We start from the raw sequence: 18,505 nt of genomic DNA, 5'->3' as shown, positions 1-18,505 counted from the left end.
ATCAATCAACACATGACCGACACAAGGTAAATACCATGAGCAAATTATTCGAAACAGCAGAACTCAAAGATCTAGAACTACAAAACCGTGTGGTTATGGCTCCCATGACACGCGCTCGTACAAGCCAACCTGGAAACGTGCCAAATGAAATGATGGCGACTTACTACCAACAACGAGCCAGTGCTGGGCTAATCATCACTGAAGCGACACAAATCTCAGATGACTCTCAAGGGTACTCATTCACGCCCGGCGTCTACACAAGCGAACAAGTGAAAGGCTGGCAAGGTGTCACCTCTGCCGCTAAAGAACAAGGCGCAGCGATATTCTGCCAACTATGGCATGTGGGGCGCGTGTCTCATCCAACCTTCCAAAAAGGTGAGCTGCCAATCGCGCCTTCGGCACTGGCTCCGGTAGAAACTCAGGTTTGGATCTCTGATGAGAATGGAAATGGCAACATGGTTGATTGCATTCAACCAAGAGAAATGACCCAAGCCGATATCGACCGTGTTGTTCAAGATTTTGCTCACTCAGCGAAAAGAGCAGTCGAGGCCGGGTTCAACGGAGTGGAAATCCACGGTGGTAATGGCTACCTGATTGACCAGTTCCTAAGAACCAACTCAAACAAACGCACCGACAACTATGGTGGCAGTCGTGAGAATCGACTTCGCTTTCTAATTGAAGTAGTTGATGCAGTGATTGACGCGATTGGTGCAGATAAGGTGGGTGTTCGTTTAGCCCCGTTCATCACCTTCAAAGACATGAATTGTCCAGACATCGTGCCAACGATTCTAGAAGCATCAAAAGCGCTGCAAGCTCGTAATATCGCTTATCTGCACCTATCAGAAGCCGATTGGGATGACGCGCCTGTGATACCTGAAAGCTTCCGCGTAGAACTAAGAGAGTTGTTCTCTAACACCATCATCGTTGCAGGCAGCTACACACCAGAACGCGCCGAAGAAGTGTTAAGCAAAGGCTACGCCGACCTTGTCGCATTTGGTCGCCCATTCGTAGCTAACCCAGATCTCGTATCACGCCTACAAAATGGAAACGAACTATCCGATCTTGATGGTGCCACTCTGTTCGGCGGCAACGAAAAAGGCTATACCGATTACCCAGCGTTGTAGTGGATTTTGAAGTGCTAACAATGCCTTAAGTTTTCTTTCAGGCAAAAGAAAGGCTCGCGTGACTAGTGCGAGCCTTATGCAGTTTAGGGGGTAAACCACAATCTGATATTAATTTGGGTAATTATTTAACTTATGAGCCAGTATGCACCTGTGCGCATTGATGTACTATTTTTATATGATTCATCGCGATAAATCAATCGATAAAAGTTAGAGTTTGGTCAATTTAAACCATACAGATTGAAATGATTTAGCGATCTACATCTCGAAAATCATCATAAAACCCATAAAAATCAGATCTATAGGCTTCTCATTTGCCAGTAGCCTTCACCATTGGTCGAGAGTTGGCTGTGTAAATAATCAAGCGTATCTGCGACTATTCCTGAAATGCCTTGTGGTGGGTTGAATAACAACAAACCACTGCCGATTAGACGATCATCACCCTTAGGGTCTCGAAGGCGAAGTTCCGACTTAATCGGACTTGGCAGCAAATCATCTTTCACTGCAGTAACACAGTGATTCAGAATCAGTGAGCTCTTGTCATCCGTGTAAAGCGGGTACCAAATTAGTGCAGATACCTTCTCAGATTGTTGATACGCCTTAACCAAGGCATCGATCACCGCTAGATATTCAGAATCGGTTTCATAGGAAGGATCGATAACAATCAGGTGATGATTATCGTGTTTTGCTACGTCGTCAGGCAACGCTTTAAGCCCATCACCCGCAGAAATAGTCAGCTTGCTTGAGACATCAAGGTCACGTTGTAACGTCTCAATATTAGTTTGCAGTAAATCAGCTTCATCTTGCTGAATATCTGAAAAATAGAAACTATCTTGGCTGCGGCCTTGTTGGTAAGTGATGGCTGCTGAGCCCGGATAGAGAGAGATAAGTTGATTCGGATTGTAGTATTCCAAGACCGACATAAAAGAACTGAATGCCGACGGAAGATAAGCCTTGTTGCGCCATAAGTACCCGACCCCTTCAGCGAACTCACCCGCGTGATTACTTGGCGCGGTGGTTAGGTCGTAACACCCTGTTCCTGAGTGCGTGTCGATAACATTGAGGCGAGAGTGTTGCTGCATTAATGATTTAACCAGTGCACTCAATACTGGATGCTTGAGTGCATCACCGTGGTCGCCTACATGACATTGATGTCGATATTCCATTCCCTTGCCTCATTTCTACTGACGTCATATAAACATACTTCATATAATGAGGGCTTGCCTGCTCAATCCATTGTTTTTTGAAATAGCCTCTCTTTTAACTAACTGACTGACTCTTATAAAAAATAAAGCCCTTCGTCTTGCTACAAACGAAAGGCTTTGCTGAACTCACTCGTTAGTCAATGAGGACTAAGGCTGAGCGCTATCTAATTAGAAAACTTAAGCAATCAGGAAACTAAGGATACTCACCCTCAACTTCTACTACTGGTTTCACCTGATAGTGACAAGGCTGCAATCCAAGTAACTTAGGTAGGGTGATGCCTACTGAAATGGAGGACCACGTACCGCTGACAATACCCACAACGAGTGCAATAGCGAAACCTTGCAGTGCCGCACCACCAAGTAGCCAAAGCGCAGATACGGTGATTAGCGTCGTTCCTGACGTCACCATAGTGCGTGAGAAGGTCGCTTTAACCGATTCATTGAGCAGGTTGTCAGTATCACCGTTTGGATTGCCGCGAAGCATTTCACGCACACGGTCGGCAATGATGATCGAGTCATTCAATGAATAACCGAGAATCGCTAACACGGCCGCCAATACGGTTAGATTGAACTCAAACTGAGTAAAAGCGAACAAACCTAAAATAAGCGTCACGTCATAAATGATTGCAGCAAGAGCACCAAGTGCCAAACGCCATTCAAATCGTACACTCAGGTACAGCATGATCATTAGGAAGCACACCAATACCGCCAAGCCGCCTTGGTCAACCATGTCTTGACCCACCTGAGGGCCAACCACGCTGCTGTTGAGCACTTTTACTTGGTCACTTACAGAAGACAAAGCATCCACTAAGTTTGGCTGTGGCGCGTCTGTCAGTTGGCTGTAACGAATTGTCCAGCGATCCTGTTCTGCCATGCCAACCACTTGTACGTCTTGTTGGAAATCCGTATCAAGTTTGGTTTTTAACGCATCTTTGGTTACTTGATCAGAGAGTTGAACCTCAGCAACTACACCGCCAGTAAAGTCCAAACCCCAGTTAAAACCTTTCACCGCCACCAGCATCACAGAGCTCATGAACAGCACAATAGAAATCACAGACATCACCTTACGAAGGCGAGTCATGTTGCTGTTTGAAATAGTCATATTTGAAATACTCATGCTTAAATTCTTACATCGTGGCGTTGGTCACGCCCCCAAACCAAATTGATGATCGCTCGTGAAGCAAAAATGCCTGTGAACATACTGGTCAGAAGACCTAAGCCCAGTGTCAGAGCGAAGCCCTGAATCGGTCCATTACCAATGGTATATAGAGCCACAGCAACGATCATGGTGGTGACGTTAGCATCGAAAATTGACGAGAATGCGCTATCGAAACCACGGTCGATAGAGCTAGCAAAGCTGCGTCCCTCTTTCATCTTGTCTCGAATACGTTCGAAGATAAGCACGTTGGTATCTACCGCCATACCGACGGTCAGTACTAAACCAGCAATACCCGGCAGAGTTAATACCGCACCCGGTAGTAGCGCAATCAAACCAAACAATGTGGTCATGTTAACCACCAATGCGCAGTTCGCGACCCAACCAAGACGGCGGTACCATAGCGCCATAAACGTTAGCGTAAGGCCAAGGCCAAGCGCCAGAGCAGCAAAGCCGTTAGTGACGTTTTCCGCACCCAAAGACGGACCAATAGTACGTTCTTCAATGATAGTCACTGGCGCAGTCAATGATCCCGCACGTAACAGTAGGGCTAACTCTTGCGCTTCGCCTAAAGTGCCAGCCCCTGTGATTCGGAAACGGCTACCCAGTTGAGACTGGATGTTTGCCACACTGATCACTTCACTGTCTTGCTTGCTGTTGCCCGCTCTATCACGACTGTACTCGCTGTACACGGTTGCCATTGGCTTACCGATGTTATGACGTGAGAACTCAGACATTTTCTTACCACCAGAAGAATCTAGGGTAATGTTTACTTCTGCACTGCCCATCTCACCAATGCCACTACGAGCATCAATAATGTGTTCACCGCTCAGTACTGCTTTGCGAGCGACAACGACACGATTGCCATCTGTATCTTTTAGCGTTTGAGTATTGCGAGTTGCATTGTCGTACACCGAATAGAACGCTAGTGAAGCCGTAGCACCGATAACATCTTTCGCAGCTGCAGGGTCTTGTACACCCGGCAATTCGATACGAATTCGGCTTTCACCTTGGCGTTGAATCGATGCTTCTGTGATGCCTAATTCTTCAATACGGCTGCGCATGATTTGCAGGTTTTGTTGAACGGTTAGGTTGCGTAGCGTTCTTTGCTCTTCTTCAGACTGAGTTAACGTCAGTGACTTATCTGAACGATCACGTAGCCAATGTGGGAACTCTTCACGAATCAGCTTTTGTGCTTTTTCGAAATCGGCGTCGGTACGGAAATCAAACTGAACTTGGTTGTTGACCACTTTACCGCGTGCATAACGCACCTGACTGGTCACCTCATCGACCATCGCTTGCGCTTGTGCGTGGTAAACCGGTTCCATGTCCACTTCTAATAAGAACTGCACACCACCACGTAAATCAAGACCTAACTGAATCGGTGCAAAGCCCATGTCAGTCAGCCATTTAGGTGCTGCTGGCTCCATAGCAAGCGCAACCGTCGCGTTGTCGAGGAAGCGCTCATTGAGTACTTCTTTGGCTTTCGCTTGTTGCTCAGCGTCTTCTAAGATCACCACTAAACGTTTGTCTTTTTGAAAGGCTGATTTGGCTTGAATACCTTCGCTAGCAAGATATTGAGTCACTTGAGTAGCGTCGATCGTCCGTTCAGAGCGGTTACTGATTTGAACCGAGGCATCTTCGCCAAACCAAGAAGGTAGAGCGCTTAGAATCATGATGATGATGGTGGCGATAAGCACCACGTATTTCCACTTTGAGTAGTGGTTAATTTGTTTTCTTGGAATGCGTTTTTTCACAGTCAAGATCTCTTCTCTTTACCAATCACCGTAAACACGTGCTCAAAAATAGCGCCGGGAAAAAGCAGTGATCGAGCGTTTTAACCAGCTAGGATGGCCAGTTATTTACTGCGATTGGTATAACTAATGTTTTGCGAACACGAACGTCAACTAGTCACAACCAAAACAAGCTGATTGAGTAATAGTGAGGCTAACAATTGTGTGTCGCTATATTGGGTTAATTGGCGAGTTCAACGGACACAAGGCGACCATCGATACGACCAATTTAAGGTCAAACGATTAGCTAAGAAGTTCTCGGAAATGCGAGTATTGAATATTGCCCTCTTTCCACCCAGAAAGCCGGGAGGACGGAGAACTCACAATGCTGGTCCAATGCTGCTTGGAATCCAACAAAGGTGTATTCAAAAGCAGAGAAGCCAGTAATGAAGGGGGCGAAAAGTCGATCAGTAGATGATAAGCAGGCTCAAGATCGGCCACGCTTTCTTGCTCGTTGCTGAGCATACGTCTGAAGTTTGCAGCTTGGAGGCTCGACTCGGTGTCATGATAGTTGGAACTGTCACCATAAGGCACGGTACCAAACGGAACCTTATCGCACTCTAAGTAGCTCGACGGATTATCCGTAGTGGCTTGTTTACACTGTTTTTTCGAGGAAGATTGTTCATTTGATGAAAATTGTTCATTCTGCGAAGATTGCTCTTGAGCCGAATGAATTTGAAATGGCTTAGAAGGAAACGAATAGCCGTTAGAATTCACTAAGCCAAAGCTCAGTAAAAACAACATTAAGACTAATCGGGTACCTAGTTTAAGCAATTAACAATAATCCTGAATGGTAAACACTGCGACAATATATAACAGCTATGAAAGTTACAATTGATTTAGAAACACAACCGAACACATTTGACACTACGCTGACAATTGCTGACCTCCTAGCGCTGTATTCACGAATCCAAAGTCGTCAAAAAACAAAAAGCCAAGCAATCAATGCTTGGCTTTGAAGGGGTATTTGTCGAAGCACTTTTGGCTATCGTTTTCACGCTCTACGTTAGGCTTTAGGACGCATGATGTTCTTAACCTTACGGCTGTTCTCACCAAAAATACGCTGTATTAGAGCATTCATATCTTCAGTGGATATCGATCTCGCCACGCGCTCAACTTGAGACAAGGCTTCGATATCGTAACCATGAAGTAGATAACGAGACACATACCACGCTTGGTCAATAGAGCTCATCTCGAGAGGCGTGAAGTCAGCTTCAAACTGTTTCACAACCGCTCGCATTTCCTCTTCAGAAACGCCTTGTAAAAGGTCTGTAATCACCTTATCAATCGCCACTTCCACTTTATCAACGTTCTCTGGCGCTATCATCGCACCGATAACCCACTCGTTACTCAACTCACTATCTGCTGACGCTGAGAATGTATAAGGTGAGTAATCTAAGCTCAACTCTTCACGAATATAGGTATCTAAGCGAGTCGCTAACAAACGTTCCAGAATGCTTTCCATGAAGATATCTTTTGACGTAATAACTTTTTCAACCGTGGTTACAGTACTAGGTTCAGCAATGACTCTTAAGACGTACTCCGCGCTATTCACGTTGTTGATGGCTAAATCAATGCGTGGTTCTGATGGTTGCTTGTAAGCCACCTTAAAGTCAGGGACTAGAGCTTTTTCTAATGGAATAGAAGCCAAATATTGCTGAACCAAAGGCTTCAATACGCTTGGATCAATATCACCAACGATCACCAATTGGTTATGCCTCATTTGACCAAACAGTTGCTGATGAAGGTGGCTGATATCTTCCACAGAAACCACTTCAACACGCTCTTTATTAACAAAGAGGTGACGGCTTTCTTGACGATAAATATTTTGGTTTATTGCACGTTCAAACTGGCCAACAGGGCTGCTCAAGAACGATTCTTGACCTTGTACAAACTCCTGCTTCACAGCTTCTAGCTGCTCGGGACTTATTTTAGGCGCGGTTATGAAAGTATAAAGCGCAGCAAACGTATCTTTTAGCCCATATTTTTTGATATTAAATTCAACACCATGACGAGTATTGCCTATAAAAGAATCGGCTTGAATATTTTCACGGTCAAAGTACGCTTGAAGTTCAGAACCGGTCAAATCACCCACACCACTTCGAGCAAAAGTAGGCAATGCAACCTCAACCGCTGGGTATAAGCTTGGCTCCAAAGCAGCCTTTCCACCCAAACTCATGTACATCACGCCAACATCATCATTCGCCAGTGAGTCACGTAAGTACCACATATCAATGCCATTACTTAACGTCCATTTTTGAATGTATGGATCGACAGATATTTGTTCAACCAACACAATATCGCCTTGCGAACTCGGTACCGCAAAAGCACTGCCCGCCGCTGCAACCAACGGCGCGGTACCCGTTTCTCTATTAGTACCTATTTTGCTATTAGTACTCATGTCGCCAAAGGTGGCTTTTAAGCTCTCTAACGAGTTATTGATTGCGGCTCTATTTTCAGTCTTACTCATGCCAATGATCATGAAATAATCACCAGAAAGTATGCTTTTTATGTTGTCATTAATAGCTTCAAGACTGAAGTTGGAAATGAAACCTCCCATACTGGCCTGATAATCTTTCTGTGATTGAACGATTCGACCGGTCACTAAAGCACTTGCTTTATTGTTCGCATGGTCGACACCGTCTTCTTTATCCCAGTCATCCTCAATATTATCGAGTAAGTTTTGGTAGTAGTGTTGCTCACCGACGATCTCCGCTTTCGACACACCGTAATCACGCAATGATGCCAACGTCGAGAGCATCTTTTGCTGAGTCACTTCACGGCTTCCAACAGGGAATCCAATACTTGTTGATGAATAAAGCAGAGCACCCATTTCAAGACTGTCTGACGCTATCCATTGAGTAGGCAAAGCCGCATCATTAAATACCGCTTCAAGTCGTTGTTGAATCAATAACTGGGAGGTTTCATCCAACCAACGTTGGTGCTGTTGATCGTGAGTTTCAATGATGTTTGAACCTCGGTTAAACGTCAGTGAAATACTTGGGGCTTCTCTCTTCGTATACTCAACATAGTCACCTTCGTTGAAAGTGGTGACTTTCTGTTTCACTGGTTTAGGCGTTTCACCACGCTGCCAACTAGAAAACTTCGCTTCGATTAATGGGATCACGGTTTCGATATCCACATCACCTGAAACAACAAGCTCTACGATTTGTGGTTGATACCAAGTCTGGTAAAAATTGGTTAGGGTTTGAGAAGTCGCATTTACAACCGATTCTTTAGTTCCCAATGCGTCTTGGGATTCATACGGTCCACCTTCAATAAAGTGGTCATAAAACACTTCTGGGAATGACTTATCATCAAGGCGAGCCATACGAAACTCCCCAAGAACCACACCTTTTTCTTTTTCAACTTCTGAACTGGCGAGATCCAATCCATCACCGATGTCTCGCATCCACGTTAGGGCAGACTGTAATTGGACGTTATCGGGTAAATCTAGCTGATATACCGTCTCTTCATAAGAGGTGTAGGCATTAATATCAGCCCCAAAACTAGCACCTGCATCTTCAAATAGGCGAATCACATCGTTTTGCGAGAAGTTCTTACTGCCATTAAATGCCATGTGTTCGACAAAATGCGCATAACCTTCTTGTTGACGAGTTTCTTGAATAGAGCCTGCATGTACGACTAAGCGAACAGAAACTGGCGCTTCATGATCAGGATAAACATGATAGGTAAAGCCGTTCTCTAGCTGGCCTGAAGTCCAAGCCGAGTCCGGTTGGATGAAGGTGTCAGTCGTTTTTGATGTTGAACTACAGCCAACCAAGGTGAGGCATATTGCCGTCGCTAAATAATATGTTTTCATAACAACCTCTTAATGTCATTCATCGACAATATACAGATTGAATTAATGATTATTATTTAATATTGAACCGGATGAGTATCTTTGTGATCTGGATCTTTATTTTATAAATTGCACTCGGTTATATAAGGCGCGAATTGCGAGCATTTAAAAGTCACTACCTAGTTTAAAAGTCACTAACTAATCTAAAAGTGACAAGCTTAAAAGTAACGAGTTTAAAAAAGTAACAAGTTTAGAAGACTAGCTCCAACCTAACGAAAAAGCCAAATGACTTAGCATTTGGCTTAGATTCGACATCATATATTCAGGGTGAAAGCGACTTTTCTGAAAAGTCACTTTACTCAATCAGCTTAACTTTGTGGCCTTAACAAGTTCTTCAACTGGTAGCTGTTATCTCCAAAAATTTCTTTAGCATACTCAGTCATATCTTTACTAGAAATTGAATCTGTCGTTCCTTGTAAGTCAAACAGTGCCTCAACACCATAGTCATGAATTAAGTAACGTGAAATAAACCAAGCTTGTTGAGTAGGCTTATATTGAAGTGGCGTGAGGTCAGCCACTAGCTGTTTAGCTGCCGTTCGAGTCTCTTCTTCAGAGATCCCTTTGACAGCTTCAGCAATAATTTTATCGATCGCCTGTTCAACCTGATCTAAGTTTTCAGGGGCTGTTAAGGAGCCCACCAACCAGTCGTAACTTGGCTCACTGTCTTGAGCGACCGAATACACGTAAGGTGCATAATCCAAGCCTAACTCTTCACGAACATAAGCCGTTAGGCGACTCGACAATACGCGCTGCAGCATATCATCCATAAACACATCTTTTGCTGTTTTATCCCGAGCTTGCTGGGAAATTACACGCAACAAGTACTGACTGCTGTCTTCATTGTTGATCGATACATCTATTCGCTCTTCTGAATCCGTTTTATAAGCCACCTCATAATTAGGAGATTCAACCGCTTCTAGTGGCAATGAAGCAACATATTGGCGTACGAGGGGCTTAATTTCAGATGGCTTAATATCAGCAACGATGACAAGCGTATTGTCTCTTAACTTCTGAAAGAGTTGATGCTGTATATCAAGTATATCTTGAGGTGTAACAGCTTCAACATCTTCACTTTCCAACATGATATGACGACTACTATCTTGATAGCTGTTGCGATTCACCATCTGGGTAAACTGTCCCAATGGGGTTTCTAGGTAGGCAGTACGACCTTGCGTGAATTCAGACTTCACTGCCTCAAGCTGATCGCTGTCGATTTTAGGTTCGGTCACAATGGTATACAGTGCAGCCAAGCCTTCTGCGAGCGTCTTCTTCTTAGTGTTTATTTCCAACCCGTGATGAGTGAAGTTAATGAAGGGGTAAATTTGGATGTCTTTACGTTTCAAATGGGAATTTAATTCCGAGCCACTGAATTTACCAACGCCACTGCGATTCGAAGCTGGAATGGCCACCTCTAGCGCAGGAAATAAAGAAGGATCTAGGGCTGACTTACCACCTTCACTGGCATAATAAACGCCAACATTATTACCCACCTCAGGGTTTCGTAAATACCAAACCTCGATACCATTGCTCAATGTCCATTGCTGTAAGTTAGGATCCTCACTCACCTGAATTTGTTTCACAATGTCGCCTTGAGATTCTGGCACGCTAAACGCAGAACTTGCGGTAACGAGCAGTGGTTTGTTACCCGTCTTTTTATAGGCTTTTCTGACATCTTTTAGCTCATTCTCCATGGCTTGAAGATCTTCCTTAGAAGATAAACCTAACCCCAAAATGTAAGGGCTAGAAAGCAAATCATCTAAGTTATCATTCACGGCCTCGAGATCCGTATTCGCAAGAAACGTTTTCAAACTCGACTTATAATCAAGCTGTGATTGAACGGGTTGGTTAATCACCAATGCTGTCGATTTACCATCAGCATGAGCCACAGCATCCATTTGATCCCAGTTTAGTTGAATATCGTCAAGGTTCGCTTGGTATTGCTGAAGCACACTCGCCAACTCATATTCACTTACGCCATAATCACGCAAAGAGGCGAGAGTAGAAACAAACTGCTGCTGACTTTGCTCTCGGCTACCAACAGGAAAACTGACCGTAGTAATCGAATACCTTTGGTACTCTAATAAGTAGGGTGTTGAAAAAACCCACTGCACAGGTAACGCAGCGTCAACAAAGTCAGAATTCAACCTTTGTTGGATAAGTTGTTGAGCAATATTATCTAACCAAAGCTGATGTTGTTGCTCATGGCTCTGTGTCACTCTTTCCCCACGATCAATGACTATCCCGATGCTCGGTGGCTCGACAGCAGATCCATACGCCACAAAATCTTGAGTATTGTAATCCACTGACGTGTTCTTCACGGGAACCGGTGTTGTGCCTCTTTGCCAATCAGAGAAAGTGTCTTCAATCAAAGGGATCACTTCTGCCAGTGTGATATCACCAGAGACAATCACTTCGGTTAACTGAGGTTGATACCAGGTTTGGTAATAGTTCTTTAATTCTTGAACATTCGCTTTAGAAACGGATTCTTTATTGCCAATAGGATCGTTACTTTGGTAAGTCGTCCCTTCAACCAGATGATCGTAGAACTTAAACGAGAGAGGCTTATCTTCAACTCGCGTGTATCGAAACTCCCCAAGTATCACACCTTTCTCTTTTTCGATCTCAGCTCCGGACAGCAATAAACCATCGCCAATGTCTCTAAACCAAGCCAGCGCTTTGTCTAGGTTCTTATTGTCGGGCAGATCTAATTTATAGAGGGTTTCTTGGTAAGAGGTGTAAGCATTTAAGTCTGCACCAAAACTGGCACCAGATTGCTCAAATAGCTCGACCACCTCATTTCCGGAAAAGTTCTTGCTGCCATTAAACGCCATATGCTCAACAAAGTGGGCGTACCCTTTCTGTTGTTCGCTCTCTTGCAAAGATCCGGCATGCACGAGTAAGCGTACCGAGACAGGTTGTTCTTGGTCAGGGTAGACATGGTAGGTTAATCCGTTATCTAACTCTCCTTTGACCCAGTATGGATCGGATTTCAATAACGTTTGCTGCTGGGGAGTAGAGCTGCAACCTAGCAATGTGGAGCTCAATACGACGACTAAATAGTATGCTTTCATAACGATCTCTTTGAAGGGCTTTCCTCCAATATATCCGATCGCAATAGCATAATAATTTCATATAAATTCAGTCATTTAAATTTTGAGAGACAATCTAAACATGCATGAAACTGTCAACTTTATAAATTACAAAATCTGATCGTCATAGATTGTAGATCCGGGTCATCAGGTCCTCTTAAATTCGCTTCATCTCCAAGCTTATGATTCGATTCCTTTAAACTAATTTATTGGATTCCTTTAAACAGGTTTCTCACATCCCTTTAAAAAGAGCTTGTGAAGCGCGGCTGATCGGTAACTTCTCGCCGGAGACATAAGCCGACATCTGGCCTGAGAGCACTTTCTTCACCTTATCAATGGCGGAGACTTTCACCACCACTGAGCGGTGGATCTGCCAAAACTCATCAGGATTGAGCTGAGCGATCAGCTCTTTTAGAGACACGCGAAGAATGAACTCTTCTAGCGAACCTCCTTGGCCCTTTTTAAATATAGACACGTACTTGTCTTCGGCTTTGAAATACGCCACATCATCGACGGCAATCAGGTGAATGTCTTCACCGACACTGGCTTTGAGCCACGTTAGATATTGAGGTTGCTGTGAGGTTGACTGGGATAGCTGTTGAAGCTGATTCATTAATGCCGCGATATCAGGCTGTTCCGGCGTGCTACCTGATTGTGTTTGATTGCTCGACAGACGTGCTTGAACCTTCTGACAGGTAGCGAGTAGACGCTCTTCGTTGATTGGCTTCAGCAGGTAATCCATCGCATTTTGTTCAAAGGCTTTAACTGCGTATTCGTCATAAGCCGTGATAAACACAATCAATGGCGGCGAATCTAGCTTGTTGAGTTGTTTTGCTAGTGAGATTCCATCCAGCTCAGGCATACGAATATCGAGAAACGCCACATCGGGCTTAAGCTGCTGAATGCTTTGCATCGCCTCCAAACCGTTTTGTGCCTTGCCGACGATCTCTAGCTCCGGCCAAACCTCAGCCAAACTCTTGTCTAGGTGATGTCTTAACAGTGCTTCATCGTCTGCGATAATCGCCGTTACGCTCGGCTGTATTGCTGGGTTGTTCATGGTTAATCCTTTAAATTCACACTGTAAATCGTCTATTTTTCGTCACTGTTCTGTACTTTCTGGTGTGTCGTTCTAGACAACTGCGTCAGTCAGCGGTAACAAGATCGTCGAGACTACCCCGCCTTCAGCGTGTTCAGTAATCATTAGGCTCGCCTTATCGCCATAAAGGGTTTCGATTCTTTGACGAATATTGCTTAACCCAACACCGTGCCCCGTATTCGCACAGGACGTTTTCAACCCAGCGCCACTGTCTGACACTTCAATCTTCAACTGCTCGGCTTGTTGAGTAATACGAATATTCACTTGGCCACCGGCGGCTTTGGGTTCGATGCCGTGCGTGAGTGCATTCTCGACCAAGGGTTGAATCAAGAACGGTGGAATCACCTGTAAATTGCTAATCTCGTGTGTTTCAATCGAGAACGTTAAGCGCTCACCCAAGCGTATCTTTTGGATATTAAGATAAGCGTCTAACAAGTCGACCTCTTGTGCGATGGTCGATTGCTCGGTGCGGCTGTTTTTCAAAGTCACACGCAGCAAGTCGGTGAGTTTTTCGAGCATCAACTTAGCTTTCGCGCTATCACTCTCAATCAACACATTGATGGTCGCAAGTGTGTTGAACAAGAAGTGCGGTTCAATTTGGCTTTGCAGTTGCTTAAGCTGACTCAGTACCACCACCTTTTCTTGATCGGCCTGACGACGCTTGGCCACTTCCAATTCGTTATCAGCGCGTAGTTGTTGCTCTCGTGTATAGAAGTAGTAATAGCAAACCGAACAGAAGATCACACCGAGCAACACGACAGATTTAAGGTCAGAAATATTGGCTCCGAAATATCCGTTCAGCCAATAGTGCGCGTTCAAGGTACCAAAGGTCATCGCGAACACCATTGAGATGCCCACTTCAAGCGTTCTGGATGTTCTCTTGAACAACTTCACTAAGATGAAAGAAGAACCCACGGCGCTATAACCAAAACCAAAGCTTATCGCGAGGTTAACCACAAGGTCTCCGCCCCAAATTGTCTGGGTGGTGATGGCGATGACGAAACAAAACAGAGTGGTCAGCGTGAAGCTTTTAATCCATGAAAACTGACTGTTTGAAGAAGTGTTCATTAAAATCGTCCTTTGATATTTAAAAGAATCATATGACTATCGGGTAAGTTGGCGTAAGCAGAATCACTTTTACCGCCTAGAAAGCGTGCAGCAAGTTCCAAATCCAACGATGAATTGCCATTATCTAACGCCTGATAGTTGAGCCACTGGGTAGCAATAAAGCCGCCGTCTTGTGGAGACAACATGACATCGAATGTCGGCGTGATATCTTCAAGCCAGCCATGTGTCGAATCCAATGACCAGTGAAACATGATGTTGTGTTGAACCAAATTAGCGTGTTGATAACCTTGAGCGTAAGAACCAGCCAGTGATGCTGTCATCGGATTAACCGACAATGACTCGGCACTTTCTATTGCGCTTTTCCACTCAGAATGACTCCAAGCACGGCTATCAAACCAATATTCCAACACCACATTGTGGCCAGTGTCATTGGCCCATGTTAGTCCTGCCAACGCTTGATAAGCTTCGCCCTGGTCTTCAAGATAAACCTGTTTAAGCAGTGAGTTGGGCTGACTGTAGCCAAGGCTTTGTCGTTGATAGACCACCGAGCCATGAAACTCCCACGCGAGGTTTAATACCGAAACCAAACTCGCCCCAAGTAAGCCGTGGCGCACATCGTCATAATAGGCGACCCATTGATATTCGTGATCGCCCACTAAATTGTAACGACGTAAGCCAAAGCCTTGCTGCTGATTCAGCTTTTCGAATTCATTTACATCTTGGGAAGTCCATGATGAATCGCTGTAAAGCAGTGTCCACTCACCCGTCATATCGAACAGTGACGCAGAGGCCACACCCGCACCTTCCTCTGCGACAATACCCACCGGGTTTTGTCGATAAGGCTTGATGATGTCTAAAGGTCGGTAGCCATAACCCACGCCCCAATCCAAACGAACCTTGCCAAGCGTGACATCGAGGTAGTGATCACCAACGACTGAATTAGACAGTTCAACACCACCTTGCCAAAACAACTCACGCACAATGAATTCCGATTCAAAGCTCGCCTCTTGTTGTTGAGGGTTGTTGCTTAGAATATCGTTGGCTTTCACTGCGAACAGACCAAGCCAATTGTTATATCCCACCTCTAGATCCAGCAAGCCATTGAAAGACTGACGATTATCAGACGCTAAAGGGCTGAATGGCGACTCTCTCGATTCAACGGCTTCTGCACTCAGTTGCCAGTCCCACGCCAAGCTCAGATCATCCGCTTGAAGCTTGTTACTCACGCAAGACAAGGCAAGCAAAGTAGCGATTGAAGACTTGATGTGGAATCGGCGATTAGAAGCTTTCATGACGTCCACCTACAGCCCAGACACGCTGTTACGCGATAGATACGCAGGGTTGTAGTACTTATCAGCCAAGCTTTGATCGCTCACCTCGCGATACTCAATCACGGTTTTCTTGCTTGGCTGAATCTTATCGAGCAAGGTCATCGACACCACTGTTGGTAATCCATCACGCACGCCTTCAGTAAACCAAGCTTGCTTGGCTAGCTTTCCTGAGCGCAGATACAGATCCGCTTTAACTGGGAATGCACGGTCTGCTGTTAACCACAGTTCAATCGACTGGTAACTCGCCCCCTTGGTTTTCGCCGCAAGCTTTAAGTGATGGGTATCGAGTGTCTCGCCAGTCGGCATCTCAACTTGTTGCTCGGCAACCCACTCACCTTGGTAGTCTTCGCTCCACGTCAGTGTCGAGATATCGCCCACCGAGGCTTCACCCAATAGTTTTTGCATCGGTGTGATACGAATTGGACGGCGCGATTTCGGCATCAACAACCAATAATTATCTTCAATCATCAGCATCTTTTGCCCAGCTTCGACGGCTGATTTGAACACCACTAACGACTCTCGGTTTGGCCTTGTGTAGACGTTGTATTCACGGGTTTTATCCAGTTGTTCGTCTTGATACAGCGCCACCAAAGACACTACCTTAGAGGCTTGTGCACTGTTCAATCGGTAGCTATCCGCCTTGGCAATCATCTCGGTAACTTGTTGTGAATCGACTGCCCAGCTTGGAGTTGATGCTAGAACCAACACAAAGCCCAACGCGAAAGCCAACCCCAAGGTATTGAATGAACGAGTTAATTTACACATAAACCAGTGCCTCCGTGATTGGCTTATTCACGCCTTTGTGAGCAGAGAAATAAGCAGCCAGCAAACATATCGTCAGCACACCTAAGGTGGCGTAACCAACCAATTCTAATGAGAAGTAAATGTTGAGTGGGTAGCCTTCGCTTCGACCCGGAGGTGGTGGCATTTGTATATCAACCACCAGCAATAACACCGACACTAAGCCACTCACGATTGCGCCTATTGCACTGCCAATCAGTGCCAGTAACCCCGCCTCTTTTAAAAAGCCTGCGACAATTTCAGAGGGGTAACTACCCAGTGCCGACAAGGTGCCGATTTCACGAGTGCGTTCCGTCACCGACATGGTCATGGTGTTAAACAGCGACACGAACACCACCAACGCCATGACAGCACCCATGATGCCGAAGATCCGGTCGTAAAGATCTTTAACCTTGGTGTAGAAAAACGCACGATCTTGCCATGGGGTGATCTCAATCTCTGTGCCTTGATCGCTTTGGCTCGCGCTATTTCGATCTAAAGCAGTTTGAATACGCTGTTGAACAGTAGAGGTCTTGCTGGTTTCAAATAGGAACACCGACAAGGTACTGACTTTATCTGAGGCCAAAAGCTCTTGAGCGGTGGTGATATGAACATACAGCTGACGCTTATCCAGCTCAGGCACACCCGTCGAATAGATACCCTGCACCTTAAAATCAAAAGCATTCAAAGCACCATCACTGGTGGTGGCAAGCAGTGTCACCCAATCACCAACGGCAACTTTGAGGTTACGAGCAAGATCAGTTCCCAGCATCACTTGTGGCTCTTGGCTATCGTATCTTGGAGATCTCACATCAGAGAGAGTTTGCCCACTGCGCACATCAAGGAACGGCCCTTTCATGTCGAACTCACGCTCATTCACGCCCGTTCCCATAAAAATGGTCGACTTGCTGCCATTAGAAACCAAGCCACTAAAATAGACTCGCGGCTGCACACCACGCACATCACTATCGCCAATGATGCTCTTGGTTAGCGCTTGAACGTTGTCCAGACCATTGCTCAGCGGCATGTCTTCATCTTGTTCAAAATATCCCGGCGTGCTCAAAGTAAGATGACCAGTATCGCGCGCGGTCGATTCTCTCAAAGATTCGTAGGTGTAAAGCCCATAACCACCAGCACTGGTCAGCGCAAATACCGCAATCGCGATAATCAACACCGAGAGTAGACTACGGCGACCATTTCTTAATAGATTAAGCCACGCCAAACGCACCGAGGTTGGAAGTAAAAACGAGCTCATTCTTTGTGTTAACTTGCCCATGAGATCGCCTCCGTGGTTGTATCTTGTGGCGCCAGTTGACCGTCGATAAGTTCAATGACTCGATCGCAGCGCTGCGCCATTCTTGGGTCGTGCGTTGCGACGATAAAAGTCGTGCCCATTTCGTGACCGAGCTCTTTCATAATGTCGATCACAAGGTTGGCAGTGTGACTGTCTAGGCTCGCGGTCGGCTCATCGGCAATCACCAAGCTTGGGTTGTGAATCAACGCTCTGGCTATCGCGACACGTTGCTGTTGGCCTCCAGAAAGATTATCTGGGCGATGATGAACATAATCCCCCAATCCAACACGCTCCAGCATATGTTGTGCTCTGGTCTGCTGTTCTTGTTTCGAGCATTGGTTCAACATCAATGGGTAAGCGACGTTTTCGAGGGCTGTCATCACCGGAACCAGATTGAAGCGTTGAAACACAAAACCCAACGACTGACAACGAAAACGTGCAGCGGCGATCTGCTCTGTTGGGTACGGTTGGCCATCAATGTTTATCTCACCTCGATAGTCCATATCCAACAAACCAAGGATGTTCAACAGTGTGCTTTTCCCTGACCCAGAAGGGCCACACAACGCCACCATTTCACCGCGTTGGATGTGTCCACCGACCCCGTTTAATGCATCAACACGTTGACCGCCAGTCACATACGCTTTGCCGATACCTTTAAATTCAATCATTTCGTTGTCCTCTGATTACCCATCATTCTTAAGCGTTCGCAG

General features: G+C 45.5%; 13 protein-coding genes. 1 reads left to right on the top strand and 12 read right to left on the bottom strand.

Annotated features, from left to right (window positions below):
* The first annotated feature begins 35 nt into the window (after positions 1-35).
* Positions 36-1,124 carry an alkene reductase gene (locus tag OCV44_RS17390; RefSeq protein ID WP_139683623.1) on the top strand — a complete coding sequence of 363 codons (1,089 nt, stop codon included), beginning with the start codon at positions 36-38 and terminating at the stop codon, positions 1,122-1,124.
* A 296-nt stretch (positions 1,125-1,420) separates the two neighbouring features.
* Here OCV44_RS17390 and rlmJ read toward each other — a convergent pair whose 3' ends face one another.
* The 12 genes from rlmJ to OCV44_RS17330 all read right to left on the bottom strand — a co-directional run bounded on the left by rlmJ (position 1,421) and on the right by OCV44_RS17330 (position 18,463).
* The gene (gene rlmJ, locus OCV44_RS17385) at positions 1,421-2,287 is read right to left on the bottom strand and encodes a 23S rRNA (adenine(2030)-N(6))-methyltransferase RlmJ (RefSeq protein ID WP_139683624.1); all 867 of its coding nucleotides are present in this window, start codon (positions 2,285-2,287) and stop codon (positions 1,421-1,423) included.
* Positions 2,288-2,519: 232 nt separating this feature from the next.
* The gene (secF, locus tag OCV44_RS17380) at positions 2,520-3,443 is read right to left on the bottom strand and encodes a protein translocase subunit SecF (RefSeq protein WP_139683625.1); all 924 of its coding nucleotides are present in this window, start codon (positions 3,441-3,443) and stop codon (positions 2,520-2,522) included.
* A gap of 2 nt (positions 3,444-3,445) precedes the next feature.
* Positions 3,446-5,245: a protein translocase subunit SecD gene (gene secD / locus OCV44_RS17375; RefSeq protein WP_139683626.1), complete on the bottom strand. Its 1,800-nt coding sequence runs from the start codon at positions 5,243-5,245 to the stop codon at positions 3,446-3,448.
* Positions 5,246-5,518: 273 nt separating this feature from the next.
* Positions 5,519-6,019, bottom strand: coding sequence for a hypothetical protein (locus OCV44_RS17370; RefSeq protein WP_139683772.1), 501 nt, complete (start codon positions 6,017-6,019; stop codon positions 5,519-5,521).
* Positions 6,020-6,281: 262 nt separating this feature from the next.
* Positions 6,282-9,098, bottom strand: a complete 2,817-nt coding sequence (locus tag OCV44_RS17365) for an insulinase family protein (RefSeq protein WP_139683627.1) — start codon at positions 9,096-9,098, stop codon at positions 6,282-6,284.
* Positions 9,099-9,445: 347 nt separating this feature from the next.
* Positions 9,446-12,208, bottom strand: coding sequence for a M16 family metallopeptidase (locus OCV44_RS17360; protein ID WP_139683628.1), 2,763 nt, complete (start codon positions 12,206-12,208; stop codon positions 9,446-9,448).
* Between the two features lie 250 nt (positions 12,209-12,458).
* Positions 12,459-13,283 (bottom strand): LytR/AlgR family response regulator transcription factor, encoded by an 825-nt coding sequence (locus OCV44_RS17355; protein WP_139683629.1) that lies wholly within the window; start codon positions 13,281-13,283, stop codon positions 12,459-12,461.
* A gap of 72 nt (positions 13,284-13,355) precedes the next feature.
* Positions 13,356-14,390 carry a sensor histidine kinase gene (locus tag OCV44_RS17350; RefSeq protein WP_139683630.1) on the bottom strand — a complete coding sequence of 345 codons (1,035 nt, stop codon included), beginning with the start codon at positions 14,388-14,390 and terminating at the stop codon, positions 13,356-13,358.
* Positions 14,390-15,682: a hypothetical protein gene (locus OCV44_RS17345; RefSeq protein WP_139683631.1), complete on the bottom strand. Its 1,293-nt coding sequence runs from the start codon at positions 15,680-15,682 to the stop codon at positions 14,390-14,392. Before OCV44_RS17345 ends, OCV44_RS17350 begins: the two co-directional genes overlap by 1 nt.
* 9 nt (positions 15,683-15,691) lie before the next feature.
* The gene (locus OCV44_RS17340) at positions 15,692-16,486 is read right to left on the bottom strand and encodes an outer membrane lipoprotein-sorting protein (RefSeq protein ID WP_139683632.1); all 795 of its coding nucleotides are present in this window, start codon (positions 16,484-16,486) and stop codon (positions 15,692-15,694) included.
* Positions 16,479-17,777, bottom strand: coding sequence for an ABC transporter permease (locus OCV44_RS17335; RefSeq protein WP_139683633.1), 1,299 nt, complete (start codon positions 17,775-17,777; stop codon positions 16,479-16,481). Before OCV44_RS17335 ends, OCV44_RS17340 begins: the two co-directional genes overlap by 8 nt.
* The gene (locus OCV44_RS17330) at positions 17,765-18,463 is read right to left on the bottom strand and encodes an ABC transporter ATP-binding protein (protein WP_139683634.1); all 699 of its coding nucleotides are present in this window, start codon (positions 18,461-18,463) and stop codon (positions 17,765-17,767) included. The genes OCV44_RS17335 and OCV44_RS17330 overlap by 13 nt, the downstream gene beginning before the upstream one ends.
* Positions 18,464-18,505: the final 42 nt, after the last annotated feature.

Source organism: Vibrio tasmaniensis (assembly GCF_024347635.1).
GTDB lineage: Bacteria > Pseudomonadota > Gammaproteobacteria > Enterobacterales > Vibrionaceae > Vibrio > Vibrio tasmaniensis.
This window is presented reverse-complemented; position numbering and strand designations above follow the sequence as displayed.